The sequence below is a fragment of the Actinomyces sp. HMSC075B09 genome (assembly GCF_001812395.1).
Lineage (GTDB): Bacteria > Actinomycetota > Actinomycetes > Actinomycetales > Actinomycetaceae > Gleimia > Gleimia europaea.
The window spans coordinates 1-13,348 of sequence record NZ_KV808742.1 but is presented as its reverse complement, the minus strand read 5'-3'; the positions used below and the strand labels follow the sequence as shown (position 1 = coordinate 13,348).

Below are 13,348 nucleotides of genomic sequence, written 5' to 3'. Positions count from 1 at the left end.
CATGGCCTTTAAGAACAAACGCAGTGCAAAATCGTGGTGGCGTAAGTATGGTCCGCCGCTACTCTTGATTTCGCCGTCGATCATCCTGGTTGGAATTTTTGTATACGGTTTGATTGCTGCGAATACTGTCACGTCGATGCGCGACGCACACACTGTCGCGCAATATAACGGTGCTAGAGAAACCAGCTTTGTTGGTTTTGAAAACTATGCCTATCTGTTTGGTGATCCAGATTTTCAACACTCCTTGATTAATCTCCTGCTTTTCACGGCAGCATTTCTACTCGGTACCCTCATTCTGGGATTCCTCTGGGCATGGTTACTTGAGCGCCCCATCAAAGGTGAGGGAATTTTCCGCTCTATCTTCCTGTTCCCGATGGCTGTTTCGTTTATCGCCTCGGGTGTCGTGTGGAAGTGGCTTTTGAACCCGGGCGTGGGGGATCAAGCGAAGGGGTTGAATCGCCTGTTCCAGATGCTCGGACTGGGCTTCCTCGAGAACTCATGGACCTCTAACATCACGTTTGGTGTGTTGGCGGTTGCGCTTCCGGCTATTTGGCAACTGTCAGGTTACGTTATGGCTCTTTTCTTGGCTGGCTTCAGGGGGATTAGTGATGACCTGCGCGAAGCGGCCCGCGTGGATGGTGCTAGCGAGTGGCAACTGTACAAAAACATCATCTTCCCGCAGCTGTCTGCCGTAGCCTTGTCAGCAGTTATCATCATTGGTCACATGGCGTTGAAGTCATTCGACCTGATCATGGCTGTTACGGATCAGCTCACATACTCCACTAAGGTTCCTGCAATCGACATGTATAACTACATGACTTCAGGTGATTACTCAAATGCTGCAGCGGTTGGAACGATTCTGCTGGTGATTGTGGCGATCTTGGTCGTGCCGTACCTGATCCACGACGCGAAGAAGAGGAAGTGACATGAGCACTCAAGTAAAGAATGCTTTGCCTACCGCGAACCCGCACGTGGTGAAGAAAGGAAGTCCGGGAACTACCGCGATTCGCTACGCGCTGTTGATTCTCTTCCTTGCGATGGTCCTGATCCCGGTGTACGTCCTCTTTGTCACCTCGTTTAAGGGGGCAGCGGAGGCAGATCCTTCGCGCACTTGGTATCTGCCTCAGGAGTGGGACGTTCAGAACTGGCAACGCGCGTGGGACGCATTGGCAGCTCCTCTTGGCCGCACGTTCCTGCTCGTGATCCCTTCGTCGATTATATCTGCGATTTTGGGATCAATGAACGGTTTCGTGCTTTCACGCTGGCGTTTCCCAGGTGCGAACGTGGTCTTCACGTTCCTCCTGTTTGGCATGTTCATCCCGTACCAGGCGGTGATGATCCCTCTAATGAAAATGGTCCTGACCATCGGTCTGCCTAACGGCATCCCAACGCTGATTTTGGCACACGTGGTTTATGGAATTCCAATCACGACTCTTATCTTCAGGAACTATTACGAGTCTGTGCCGGCGGAACTGATCGAAGCGTCGCGAGTGGACGGTGCGGGAATGTTGCGCACGTATTTCGCTGTGGTGCTTCCGATTTCGATTCCCAGCTTTGTGGTCGTGTTGATCTGGCAGTTCACATCCGCGTGGAATGACTTCCTATTTGCGTTGTTCTTGACGAACACGGACACGGGCCCGGTCACGCTTTCCCTGAATAACTTGGCTCATGGTTCGATCATGGCGGACTACGGTGCTTCCATGGCGGGTGCGCTGATCGCCTCGGCTCCCACGTTGATTGTTTATATTCTGCTCGGCAAGTATTTTGTCGGTGGTTTGATGTCCGGTTCGGTTAAGGGCTAGTTGGCCTAGTTTTTCAAACGCATATGGCGACTGGCATCAGTAGCGGCGGCTTTCTCCTATATAGCAGAAAGCCGCCGCTGGTTCATATTCCGTTGGTGTCTAGGCTTCTATCGCCTATTTGCCAGCGTCATCTTGAAGGTCGAGGGCTTGGAGACCGCCTGCAAGAAGCGCGTCGAAGAGGTTGGAATCGATAACTGGAATCCCCAGTTCTTCGGCTTTGGTTGCCTTGGATCCGGCGCCGGGCCCGGCAACTACGAGGCTAGTTTTTTTGGATACGGAGGAGGTGGCTTTGGCGCCTCGCGCGGTAACCGCTGCTTTGGCGCTTTCGCGGTCGTAGTTGGGAACGGTTCCAGACACGACGATCGTAAGCCCGGCTAGAGTTTGCGCAAGTTCTTCGGTTTGCTCAGCCTCCATGCGCACACCCGCGGCACCCCACTTTTGAACAAGGTCTTGATGGGCTTCGAGCGTAAACCAGTCGGATACGGCTCCTGCAATCTCTGGCCCAATGCCTTCAACTTGAGCGAGATCCTCAACCGGTGTGTTCGCGATTTCGTCCACCGAACTGAAGTGGTTTGCAAGAGCTTGAGCAGCTTGAGGGCCAACGTGTCTGATAGAGAACGCAACGAGTACCCTCCAAAGCGGTTCGTTTTTGGCGCGCTCGAGCTCACTGATGATCTTCTCGAAGGTTTTTGTGGGGCGCGGCTGGGTTCTCCAACCGCCGCCAGCAGTATCGCGAACGCCCGCAGTGTAGAAGTAGCGAACCTGTTGCCAGCCTTCTTTAACGCCAACTTCTTTCGCAATGTTTGTAGGGAACGCGCGCCTTCTCCATACGCACACATCTCGCACGCTATCGGCGTTGAGATCAAAGAGGTCAGCCGCTGTCCCAAGAGCCGGTTTCTGGGGTGTTGGCAAAAGGCTTTCCGCGGCGGTGATTTCGTCCGCATGCCCCAGCGTTTCAACCTGGGCCGCATCAAGCTCGAGAAGGGTTCCGTCCGCAAGTAATACTGCCTCTCCAGAGACAAGGGCTGCTGCCACCTCTTCTCGGTCCAACTCGGGCTGAGTGAGGGCAAGGGAGGCCTCTTCGCCGAGCCCCTCAATATCGAGGGCTTTGCGAGAGCCGATGTACGCTATCCGTTCCGTTAGCTGCGCCGGACATTTTTCGAAGTTGAGGCAACGCAGATCAATGTCTCCTTCTTTCGCAGGAGCTAATCGGGCCCCGCATGATGGGCAGTTGGAGGGCATGATGAACTCGCGTTCGGTTCCATCTCGCGCATCCTCAACGGGCGCAACGATTTCGGGAATGATGTCTCCTGCTTTGCGAAGCACAATGAGATCACCAATTAGTACGCCTTTGCGTTTAACTTCGGATGCGTTGTGCAATGTAGCGCGAGACACGTAAGAGCCGTCTACAAGAACTTTTTCCATGACTCCAAATGGGGTGACTCGCCCCGTTCGACCAACTTGGGTGCGGATATCAAGCAGGCGCGTATGCACCTCCTGGGGTGGGTACTTGTAGGCGGTTGCCCACCTGGGAGCACGTGATGTTGTGCCCAGCGCCTGTTGGCTCTGCCTCGAATCCACCTTGAGCACAACGCCATCTATGCCGTAGTCCAGGCTGCTACGTTTTTCCCCGTATTCGCGAATGAAAGAATCGACCTCGTCGTGGCTTCGCACCACCCGTGTATATGAGGAGGTGGGCAGTCCCCAGCCAGCGATGAGCTCATACCACTCGTGCTGGGACTGCGGGATGCGTTGCGCGCCCTCAAAAACGCCTATACCGTGACACACCATGGCTAGAGGCCTCTTCGCGGTTTCAGCAGCATCTTTTTGACGAAGCGATCCGGCGGCGGCATTGCGTGCATTAACAAACTGTTTAAGTCCGGCCTCGGCTCGCGCGCTGTTGTATTCCTCGAAGTCCTTGGTGGGGAAGAAAATTTCCCCGCGCACCTCCACCCGCTCGGGCACGTTTTCGCCACTGAGCTGGGCTGGCACTTTCTTAATGGTGAGGACGTTCGCGGTGACATCCTCACCAACGCTTCCGTTACCACGGGTTGCCGCGCGTTGTAGCTTGCCATTCACGTAGAGGATTGAAACGGCAAGGCCGTCTACTTTAACCTCTGCGGTCATTGGCATGGTTTGCACGCCCAGTGCATTCATACAACGGTCCATCCACGCGTGGGCTTCTTCTACAGAGAACACGTCATCCAAAGAGAGCATCGGTATCTCGTGAGTGACCTTGCTGAAAGCATCGGATGCAAAGCCGCCAACCGATTGGGTAGGAGAATCTTGAGTTTGAAGAGATGGATACTGCCGCTCAAGATCCTCCAGCTCGCGGTACAGCGCGTCGTATTCAGCGTCGGCGAGCGTGGGGGAGTCTTCCTGATAGTACGATCCACGCGCCTGCTCAATAATCTCTACGAGCTCACCCCACCGCTCGCGGGCACGCTCACTGGGCGTCCCGCCTTCACTTGTGGTTTTTGGGGTTTTCTGTGAGAACTCGCCGGATTCGTCGCGGCCGCTCAGTGGTTCCAACGTGCTTTCAGTCATGCCCTAATTCTTACCTCAAACCACGGACATAGAAACCGGTAACCACTCATCCCTTATTCACAGGCGAATGAAGTGAAGCAGTTTCCCCAGCTGTGAAAGACCTTCTGGCCTTGGCCGTTAGCGCAGGCTTGAGTGTAAGCGTGAATGATCTGCTCTCTTCCCCGCTTCATGTGCTTTGCATTGCCGGTCCTGACGCTGGTTTAGGGTTCCCCGTGACTTCCAAGCCGGTGATTATGGGCAGAAATGGGGATGTGCAGGTGAAAGACCCGTTAACTTCGCGCAGGCACTTGCAGGTGAAAGGCATTTACAGTCGTGGTGGGTTTGAGGTGGCGTTGCGAGATCTGGGTTCTGCGAACGGTTTTGCGGTCGGTAGAAAAGCCGCAATCTTGCCAGGGTTTGCGCGGTCGTGGGTCTTGTTGCGTTCAATGACGAGGACACTTCGCAGAGCTAGGATTAATGAAGCTTCGGCAAAGGTAGCCCCTGGTCGGATTTTTTGCGTGGGAGGAAACCTGTGGCAGGTTCGCTCGCGCCCTTCGACAATGAACTTGCAGAAGGCGCTCGAATGGGGCGGAGCGCGGCCAATGAATAAACGCGGGTTGCTCCTGCTACTACCAATGCTGTCGTTGATCTGGCTGATAGGTCGCCTGTTGGGATGGCAGGTAGCCGTCACTGTTGTTTTCTTGATGGCACTCGCAATCAGCTACGGTGTGCTGGCGTTGCGAAGCCGGCGCAAACCCGGGTGTCGTTGGGGTATTTTGTACGGTCTTTCAATGCCTGCGCGTGGGAAAGCCGGCGCGGCAACTTCATCCTCAGAAAAGGCGCCTTCTTGGCGTAACTCGAAGGAGGTGGAAATAGATCTTTCTGCAGCACCAACATGGACGCGGTGCAGTTTTCCCTTGCCAAAAAGGTCTGGGTACGTGCTGGGAAGGGTACGCTTCTCGCCGGGCTCGGTGGTTTCGGTTCGTGTAGGCGAGTCGCTCGCTTTGTCAGATGTGAAAGGTTGGGCTACGTGGGTGCTGTCTCAAGCACTCGTATACGCGCGTGAAAGTGGCATTGACGCCCGGGTCCTTAGGCAATCCCCAAACGTGTTGCGGGACGAGGAAGGGGCGGCACTGCTCACGGTTTTGAACGCCTCAAAACACGTGGCAGACCACCGCGTCGAATGCCCACCGGGTGTTCCGCTGCGTCCGGTGCTACCAGTTGGCGAGGGGGTATCTGAGGTGCAGATACCAACTCGCGTGCTCGTTGAAGATTTGCCAGTGCCGATGGCTGGGCCAGATCTGTCGGTTCCGATTGGAAACAGCGAGACTGGAACAGAGTTCTTGGACTTGGTGAAAGATGGTCCCCACGCCCTCGTAGCTGGAACAACAGGGTCGGGAAAATCAGAGGCGCTTCGCACGTGGATATTGCAAATGTGCCGGAAGAAGGATCCGTCGAAGTTACGGCTTGTATTGATCGACTACAAGGGAGGAGCGGCATTCCGTGATCTAGCGCAACTCCCTCACGCTGAACAGCTTCTCACAGACCTGGCTCCAGATGACACGGAGAGGGCAATAGCTGGGTTAGGCGCGGAACTTCGGGAGCGAGAGGAAGCTCTTGCGGCGCGACACTTCGTAAGTGTTGACCAGTGGGAGCAACGAAGTCCGAATGATTGTCCGGCGCGTATTGTGTGCGTTATTGATGAGTTTCGCGCGATGATTAGGACGCATCCGGAGACGCTTGAGAGCCTGGTTGATTTGGCGGCTCGAGGGCGGTCTCTGGGCATGCATTTGATTGCGGCAACGCAAAGTCCGGGCGGTGTGGTTACTCCGTCGATGCGTGCAAATCTGACTCTTCGCGTCTGTTTGCGTACGGCAAGCGTGGCTGATTCCCTCGAGATGGTGGCAAGCGGCGCGGCTTCCGAACTGCCGCGAGTGCCGGGCCGTGCAGTAGTTGACGCTGGTTCCATGAAAGAGGTGCAGTGGGCTTACTTCTCGCATCTGGAATCAAACTTGGGGGCGCTTCAAGAAACCGTCAGCGAGGGCGAGGTGCCAGCGCTTTGGCGGCCCCCGCTTCCCGAGTTGGTTTCACCAGGTTTTAGTGCAGATTTGGCGCGCGAGGCCGATCCACCAGGTATCGGTGATGAAGGTGGTCCGATTATTGGGTGGCTGGATGACGTAGCGGGCAGGACGTATAGGCCGCTGCGGCTGGAGGAGGAGAAAGTCGCGGTCGTTGCGGACGAGGGGGAGCTGTTAGAAAAGATAGCAAGTGCGTGCGGGGCTCTATATATTCCGGCCAAGCAGAGGCAGGTGTTTGAAGCGCTCCATCAGATGGATTTCGCCGCGCGGAAGCGAGTTCCCGTGGTGGTTGAGGATTTAGGTGCGTTGCTGCGCGCCATTGACGGCTCGGGCTTTGCTCAAGGTCAAGAGTGGTTGCGTGAGTGGATGGGGCGTGCAGCAGGGGTTGTGGCGGGGGTTAGCGCTGACGATTATTCATTGGTGAGGACGTGGCGGCGAAGTCTCGTAAAGGTTACTGCACAGCAGGCTCGAGGTATGGGGCTGGTGCGGACTGGAGCCAAGGGGTTGATCGCTCACCCATGGGGCAGGTTTGAGGGCGCCACGGTTAGCATTGTTGATTCTGAAGGCGCCGCCCTAGTGGAGGTAGTGCGGCCAATCAACCCGGCAGAAGGCCTATTGGCCCTAGTGCAGGACGGCGTTCTCTCAACTGGAAGTGAGGCGCTCGTGGCATGCGGGGGAAACTCAAGTGAGCGTGTATGGCTGGTGGGTGAGTTTCCGTCTGATTTGAAAAGTCAGATTCTCGTAGATGCGGCGAGAAATGGCCGTGAGGTAGTGGAGGCGACCGAGACTGTCTTGCTTGCTGGCGGATACCAGCCGGAAAGGAGCGAGGTTTCGGTGGTGGGCAAACTTCCCCGGCACGTTCTACGCACCGTTTCGCTACCTCTGTTCGTGAAGCTCGGCGCGTCGGAGGATGCTGCGTACTGGGCTGGATGCTGTGAGGTGTGGTACAGAATCGGGGCGCCTGCGCGTTAACGTGACTATTTGCACACGGTTCTAAAGTGTGAAACGTTTCCATAACCCTTGTGTAACTTTGCCCAGTGGGTGAGACTAAAGAGCGTCATTGGAATGTTGTTGTGTTCGCGGGTTTTGCCTGCGTTGTCGCTCTTTAGGAGTATTGATGGATTGGCGTAGTCGCGCGGCGTGTCTAAGTGTTGACCCGGAACTGTTCTTCCCGATCGGTAACACTGGTCCCGCAATTGCGCAGGCGGCAGAGGCAAAGCAAGTTTGTGCTACTTGCGAGGTACAGCAGGTGTGCTTGCAGTGGGCGCTGGAGAATAACCAGGATGCCGGTGTTTGGGGTGGCATGAGTGAGGATGAGCGCCGCACGTTGAAGCGTCGCCGCGCTCGTGTGCGCCGCGCTAGCTAGTAGTTTCCGCTTTTGAGGAAGGGTCCAACCAGTTGGTTGGGCCCTTCGTCTTTGTTTGGTCTTCCTCGTCTCTGGCTTGAGCTAGCTAGATTCGGACGGATTGAGACAGGGTTTACATGAGTACGCCCAGCGGCTTGAGGAGTTGTTCAACGCCCCGCTTGAGCATGGATCGGGCGCGCCACTCTTCCTCGCGAAGTTGAGATGAGGTACTGAGGTCGTTTTCGAAGATTTTTTCCATTTGCGCCGCGTGTTCTTCTGACCAGGTTTGGATGTTGATTTCGTAGTTCCCAAACATTGAGAGTCGGTCGATGTTTGCGGTGCCAACCGTTGACCAGCGTCCGTCAACGGTTGCGGTTTTGGCGTGGATCATGGCGTGTTCGTATTGCCAGATTTCAATTCCGGCACTGACGAGGTCATCGTAGTATGCGCGCGAGATCCAGTCTGCAACCACGTGGTTTGAGCGTTGGGGTACGAGTACTTTGACTTTTACTCCACGTTTCGCTGCGTCAACTAGAGAGGCAAAGATTTCGCGGTCGGGGATGAAATATGCGGATGTGATGAATGCGTGATCGTTGGCGCGTTCGAGGGCATCGATGTAGAGGCCGCGGATAGGGAAGAGCATCTTGTTCGGCTGATTGAGAGCCGCGTAGATGGAGGAGTCCCACGCGCGCGCTCCTTGGTCGGGGAGTTTGGGCATGTGGTTCCAGCGTTTCGCGTTCCAGTAGTCCACGAATGCCATTTCGAGTTCCCAAACGGCTGGTCCTTGGATGCGCACGTGGGTGTCTCGCCATTCTGTTTTGTAGAGCGTACCTATGTTGTAGCCGCCGACGAAGCCGATTTTGCCGTCAGTGACGAGGACCTTTCGGTGGTCGCGTCCGGTTTTTCGCGGGTTGAGGGTGATTACGCCGGAGCGGATGGCGGGCAGGATGATGACGTGCAGGTTGGGGTGTTTAGGGAAGCGCTTGAAGGCGGGGTTGACTACGAGGTTTCCGAAGCCGTCGAAGGCGCAGAAGACTTGTACGCCTCGGTGTGCGGCGCGGATGAGTGCTTGTTTGAAGCGTTGGCCGACTTTGTCTGATTTCCAGATGAAGGTTTCGAAGTAGATGTAGTCAGTGGCGTTCTCGATCGCTTCGAGCATGTCGGAGTATAGGGAGCTGCCTTCCGTGTATGTGCGGATGGTGTTGTCGCCTAGGTTTGTGTCTAGCGGGGGGAGGGCGGGGAATCCACCGCCTCCGGGGGCACGGCGTTTGCGAACTTCGTCGACGGCTGTGAGCGTGATGGCCGCCGCGATTTGAGCGCTTACGGTGGTGATGCCGGCAATTTTGGCGACTCGTAGTGCTTGGCTCGCATTGAATAGGTTCTTCCCGCGTTTCCTCATGCCCCTCACTCTAATGCAGGGCTGAGACTGGCGCGGCTAGCCACATCAAGTAACTGCTTATCTACGTGCCCGACCCAAGCTGCCCTACCCGTGGCGCTCCCGCCACGTGCCCGACCCAAACTGCTACCCAAACCGCTACCCAATTCGCGTCCGTGAGGGGAACTGGCAAAAAGTGGGGTTAGTTCTGCCGCTTTGGGGCTGAATACTGTGTGAGGCGGCGTGGTTAGCCGCGCCCGTGAGGGAAACTGGCAAAAAGTGGGGTTAGTTTTGCCGGTTGGGTCTGAATACTGTGTGAGGCGGCGTGGTTAGCCGCATCCGTGAGGGGAACTGGCAAAAAGTGGGGTTAGTTCTGCCGCTTTGGGTCTGAATCGTGTTTTCCCTGCAATCTCGCCATTTCTGCCCTGGTTGGGGCTTTTTTTGGACATGTTTCGCGCCCGTGTTTTTGGGGGTTTTATACTGGGTGCATGTCGAATATTTCTAGGGAAGAAGTCGCCCGCATTGCAAAAGTGGCTCATATTGTCCTGACCGATGAGGAGACCGCCGGGTTTGCTCGAGATCTTGGCGCGTTGGAGGAGCGTTTGGAGCGCCTCGCAGCGTGGGAGACGCAGGGGGTTGCGGAGACGGTTAATCCGATTCCTTTGGTGAACGTGTGGCGTGATGACGAGGTTGGTCAGACGCTGGATCGTGAAGAGGTTTTGGCGCAGGCGCCTGCGGCTGAGGATGGCATGTTCCAGGTTCCGCAGATTTTGGGTGAGGAGTAATTATGGCGAAGTCTGATTTGGTTTTCCGCTCGGCGCTAGAGCTTGCACAGATGTTGCGTGAGGGCGAGGTTTCGTCGGTTGAGGTGACTCGCGCGATGCTGGATCGTATTGCTGAGGTTGATCCGGTGGTGAATGCTTTCCTGTTTGTTGACGAGGAGGGTGCGCTTAAGACGGCGCGTGAGGTGGATGAGGCTCGCGCGGCTGGTGAGCAGTTGCATCCGCTGGCGGGTGTGCCGATTGCTCTGAAGGATAATGTTGTGACTCGGGGTGTGCCGACGACGGCTGCGTCGAGGATGCTCGAGGGCTGGGTCCCTCCGTATGATGCGACGATTGTCGAGAAGATTAAGGCCGCGAAGCTCCCTATCGTGGGTAAGACGAATATGGATGAGTTCGCGATGGGTAGCTCAACCGAGCATTCGGCTTTTGGGCCAACTCATAATCCGTGGGATTTGGAGCGCATTCCGGGTGGTTCCGGTGGCGGTTCGGCGGCTGCGGTGGCGGCGTTTATGGTGCCGCTTGCGATTGGTTCGGATACGGGTGGTTCGATCCGCCAGCCTGCTGCGATGACGGGAACGGTTGGTGTGAAGCCAACGTATGGTGCGGTGTCGCGTCAGGGCATTATTGCTCTCGGGTCTTCGCTGGATCAGGCGGGTCCGGTGGCGCGCACGGTGGCGGACGCCGCGGCGTTGCAGGATGTTATTGATGGTTTTGATGATCGCGATGCGGTGTCCTTGGATTATGCATGGCCGTCGATGGAAGAGGCCGCCCTGGCGCCTGCGAAGGCAGGGGATCGCCCGTTGGAAGGCGTGAAGCTTGGCGTGGTGAAGCAGCTGTCTGGTGATGCGTATGAGGACGACGTGGTGGCAAGCTTTGAGTCCACGCTCGAGTTCTTGAAGGGCAAGGGCGCGCAGGTTGTGGAGCTTGATCTTCCGCTCCTTGGCATTGCTTTAGATGCGTACTACGTGATTATGCCGGCGGAGGCGTCGTCGAACCTCGCTAAGTTTGATGGCGTGCGTTATGGTTTGCGCGCCGAGCCGGAGCCTCCGGTTACATCGGAGCGCCTGATTGCGGCTAGCCGCGGTGAAGGGTTTGGCTCCGAGGTGAAGCGTCGCATTATTTTCGGTACGCGAATGCTGTCGAAGGGTTTCTTCGATAAGTATTTTGTGCAGGCGATGCGCGTGCGTACGCTCCTGCAGGAGGAGTTGGTGGAGGCGTTCGAGTCTGTTGACGTGATTGTGTCGCCAACTTCGCCGACCACGGCATTTAAGCTTGGCGAGAAGATGGATGACCCGACGCTCATGTACTTGAGTGATATTACGACTACGCCTGCGAACTTGGGCGGCATGCCGGCGATGTCGGTGCCGTCTGGTATTGCTCATGGCCTTCCGGTTGGTTTCCAGGTGACTGGCCCGGTACGTGGTGATGATGTGATGTACCGCGTGGCAGCTGTGGTTGAGTCGCAGGAGGATGTGGCACATAAGAACCCGATGATTGAGGGCGTGGATGGCGCAGCGCGCGAGGGAGAGGATCGTTAGGTCATGGATAAGTTGATGAAGTACAGCGAGGCTGTGGAGAAGTTTGACCCGGTTTTGGGTCTTGAGGTTCACGTCGAGCTGGGTACGAAGACGAAGATGTTTGACCAGTCGCCGAATGAGTTTGGTGGCGATCCGAACACGAATATTGCGCCGGCTTCGATTGGTTTGCCGGGCGCTTTGCCGACGATTAATAAGACTGCGATTGAGTGGGCTATCCGCCTGGGTCTTGCTTTGAATTGTGAGATTTCTGAGGTTAGCCGGTTCGCTCGTAAGCATTACTTCTACCCGGATTTGGCGAAGGCTTACCAGATTTCGCAGGCTGCGGTTGCGATTGCGCATAACGGCTGGGTGGATGTTGAGCTGGATGATGGCGATACGTTCCGAGTTGAGATTGAGCGTGCTCACGTAGAGGAGGACGCTGGTAAGAACACGCATATTGGTTCAGAGGATGGGCGCATTCAGGGTGCGGCGTATTCGCTGGTGGACTTTAATCGTTCGTCGGTGCCTCTGATTGAGATCGTGACGAAGCCGATCGAGGGGGCGGGTGCTCGCGCTCCGGAGATCGCGTCTAAGTATGTGCAGGCGTTGCGTGATATCGCGAGGGCGCTTGGAGTTTCTGAGGCTCGTATGGAGCGCGGTAATTTGCGTGCTGATGTGAACGTATCGCTTCGCGAGACCCCGGACTCGCCGCTTGGTACGCGCACTGAGACGAAGAATGTGAACACGTTCCGCGGTATTGAGAAGGCTGTGCGTTATGAGATCTCTCGCCAGGCGCAGGTTCTCGCTGATGGCGGCGAGGTAGTACAGCAGACGCGTCACTTCCATGCGGAGGATGGCACGACGTCGGCGGGCCGCGATAAGTCGGATGCGGAGGATTACCGTTACTTCCCGGATCCGGATTTGGGTCCGATTGTGGCTAGCCCGGAGTGGGTTGAGCGCTTGCGCGGTGAGCTTCCGGAGCTCCCGGCAGTGCGCCGTCGCAGGTTGCGTGACGAGTGGGGCTTCTCTGAGCTGGAGATGCGCGACGTGGTGAACGCCGGCGCTATCGATTTGATTGAGGATACGGTGTCGGCAGGCGCCTCCTCCGCTGCGGCTCGTAAGTGGTGGATGGGAGAGCTGTCCCGCGTTGCGCGCGAGGCGGAGGTTGAACTCGAAGAGCTCGCGGTGACTCCGGCTCAGGTGGCCGAGCTTCAGGCGTTGGTGGATGACGGCAAGATCAATGACAAGCTTGCCCGCCAGGTGCTTGAGGGCGTGCTGGCTGGCGAGGGAGATCCCACTGAGGTTGTGGATGCCCGCGGTTTGGCTGTGGTCTCCGACGATGGTCCTCTGATCGCGGCTGTGGAGGCAGCGATGGCTGATAATCCGGATGTCGTGGAGAAGATCCGCGGCGGCAAGATGGCCGCTATCGGGGCTTTGATGGGCCCGGTGATGAAGGCCACGCGCGGCCAAGCCGATGCGAAGCGTGTTCGTGAACTAATCATGGAGCGTATTTAAAATTTGCGAGGACGTCGCTAGCTTTTGCATTAGCGACTGACCGTAGGGGGGGGATTCCTGAAAAGGAATCCCCCCATTTGTCGGAGTACCGGCGAAATGGTTCTAGGTGCGCCAAGTCACGCGCTCGAAATTTGATTCTAGATAGGTGACGTGACTAATTTGGTTTCGGTCCTGATCGGAGCGATCCGATTGGATGAACTACGAGGTAGTGCGGATCACAAAAAGTCAGTTGACAAGGGGTTCGAAACCTACTAGAGTAGATTCTCGGTTCCGCAACGAAGCAAGTAGTTGAAACGGAACCTTTTTCAACGCCTTTCGCGGTTTTCACGAAATGTTTGGGCTCGTGACTGAGACCAAATGGTGAGAAAAGCGATTGTGTGGGTGTTGTTTGTGAACTCGATAGTGTGT

The 13,348-nt window shown here is 56.4% G+C and carries 9 protein-coding genes; 7 read left to right on the top strand and 2 right to left on the bottom strand.

All coding sequences use genetic code 11. The annotated features are described in order from the left end of the window. The first annotated feature begins 1 nt into the window (after position 1). Together HMPREF2854_RS06860 and HMPREF2854_RS06855 are read left to right on the top strand one after the other, a co-directional pair. Positions 2-925, top strand: a complete 924-nt coding sequence (locus HMPREF2854_RS06860; RefSeq protein WP_070620869.1) for a carbohydrate ABC transporter permease — start codon at positions 2-4, stop codon at positions 923-925. A gap of 1 nt (position 926) precedes the next feature. After that, a complete protein-coding gene (locus HMPREF2854_RS06855; RefSeq protein ID WP_233187653.1) occupies positions 927-1,802 on the top strand; it encodes a carbohydrate ABC transporter permease in 876 nt (291 codons plus the stop codon). Positions 1,803-1,916: 114 nt separating this feature from the next. Here HMPREF2854_RS06855 and ligA read toward each other — a convergent pair whose 3' ends face one another. Next, positions 1,917-4,349: an NAD-dependent DNA ligase LigA gene (gene ligA, locus HMPREF2854_RS06850; protein WP_070620867.1), complete on the bottom strand. Its 2,433-nt coding sequence runs from the start codon at positions 4,347-4,349 to the stop codon at positions 1,917-1,919. A gap of 92 nt (positions 4,350-4,441) precedes the next feature. On the opposite strand from ligA, the gene HMPREF2854_RS06845 reads away from it, so the two are divergent. Both HMPREF2854_RS06845 and HMPREF2854_RS06840 read left to right on the top strand, forming a co-directional pair. Next, positions 4,442-7,378: an FHA domain-containing protein gene (locus HMPREF2854_RS06845; RefSeq protein ID WP_070620864.1), complete on the top strand. Its 2,937-nt coding sequence runs from the start codon at positions 4,442-4,444 to the stop codon at positions 7,376-7,378. Between the two features lie 145 nt (positions 7,379-7,523). Further along, a complete protein-coding gene (locus tag HMPREF2854_RS06840; RefSeq protein ID WP_034509141.1) occupies positions 7,524-7,772 on the top strand; it encodes a WhiB family transcriptional regulator in 249 nt (82 codons plus the stop codon). A gap of 112 nt (positions 7,773-7,884) precedes the next feature. On the opposite strand, the gene HMPREF2854_RS06835 is transcribed toward HMPREF2854_RS06840, so the two are convergent. Beyond that, complete coding sequence (locus tag HMPREF2854_RS06835; protein WP_070620862.1) at positions 7,885-9,150, bottom strand: phospholipase D-like domain-containing protein; 1,266 nt, start codon at positions 9,148-9,150, stop codon at positions 7,885-7,887. 464 nt (positions 9,151-9,614) lie between these two features. Here HMPREF2854_RS06835 and gatC point away from each other — a divergent pair, with 464 nt between their 5' ends. Genes gatC through gatB form a run of 3 tightly spaced genes read left to right on the top strand, consistent with a single transcriptional unit; the run spans position 9,615 to position 12,940 of the window. Next, positions 9,615-9,911, top strand: coding sequence for an Asp-tRNA(Asn)/Glu-tRNA(Gln) amidotransferase subunit GatC (gene gatC / locus HMPREF2854_RS06830; protein WP_034509134.1), 297 nt, complete (start codon positions 9,615-9,617; stop codon positions 9,909-9,911). A 2-nt stretch (positions 9,912-9,913) separates the two neighbouring features. Then, a complete protein-coding gene (gatA, locus tag HMPREF2854_RS06825; RefSeq protein WP_070620861.1) occupies positions 9,914-11,446 on the top strand; it encodes an Asp-tRNA(Asn)/Glu-tRNA(Gln) amidotransferase subunit GatA in 1,533 nt (510 codons plus the stop codon). A 3-nt stretch (positions 11,447-11,449) separates the two neighbouring features. Further along, complete coding sequence (gene gatB, locus HMPREF2854_RS06820) at positions 11,450-12,940, top strand: Asp-tRNA(Asn)/Glu-tRNA(Gln) amidotransferase subunit GatB (RefSeq protein WP_070620859.1); 1,491 nt, start codon at positions 11,450-11,452, stop codon at positions 12,938-12,940. Positions 12,941-13,348 lie beyond the last annotated feature (408 nt).

Excerpts from the sequence above, each read along its gene's own strand:
- ligA (WP_070620867.1), bottom strand. The coding sequence starts at position 4,349 with ATGACTGAAAGCACGTTGGAACCACTGAGCGGCCGCGACGAATCCGGC.
- HMPREF2854_RS06860 (WP_070620869.1), top strand. The coding sequence starts at position 2 with ATGGCCTTTAAGAACAAACGCAGTGCAAAATCGTGGTGGCGTAAGTAT.
- gatA (WP_070620861.1), top strand. The coding sequence starts at position 9,914 with ATGGCGAAGTCTGATTTGGTTTTCCGCTCGGCGCTAGAGCTTGCACAG.
- gatB (WP_070620859.1), top strand. The coding sequence starts at position 11,450 with ATGGATAAGTTGATGAAGTACAGCGAGGCTGTGGAGAAGTTTGACCCG.
- HMPREF2854_RS06835 (WP_070620862.1), bottom strand. The coding sequence starts at position 9,150 with ATGAGGAAACGCGGGAAGAACCTATTCAATGCGAGCCAAGCACTACGA.
- HMPREF2854_RS06840 (WP_034509141.1), top strand. The coding sequence starts at position 7,524 with ATGGATTGGCGTAGTCGCGCGGCGTGTCTAAGTGTTGACCCGGAACTG.
- HMPREF2854_RS06855 (WP_233187653.1), top strand. The coding sequence starts at position 927 with ATGAGCACTCAAGTAAAGAATGCTTTGCCTACCGCGAACCCGCACGTG.
- gatC (WP_034509134.1), top strand. The coding sequence starts at position 9,615 with ATGTCGAATATTTCTAGGGAAGAAGTCGCCCGCATTGCAAAAGTGGCT.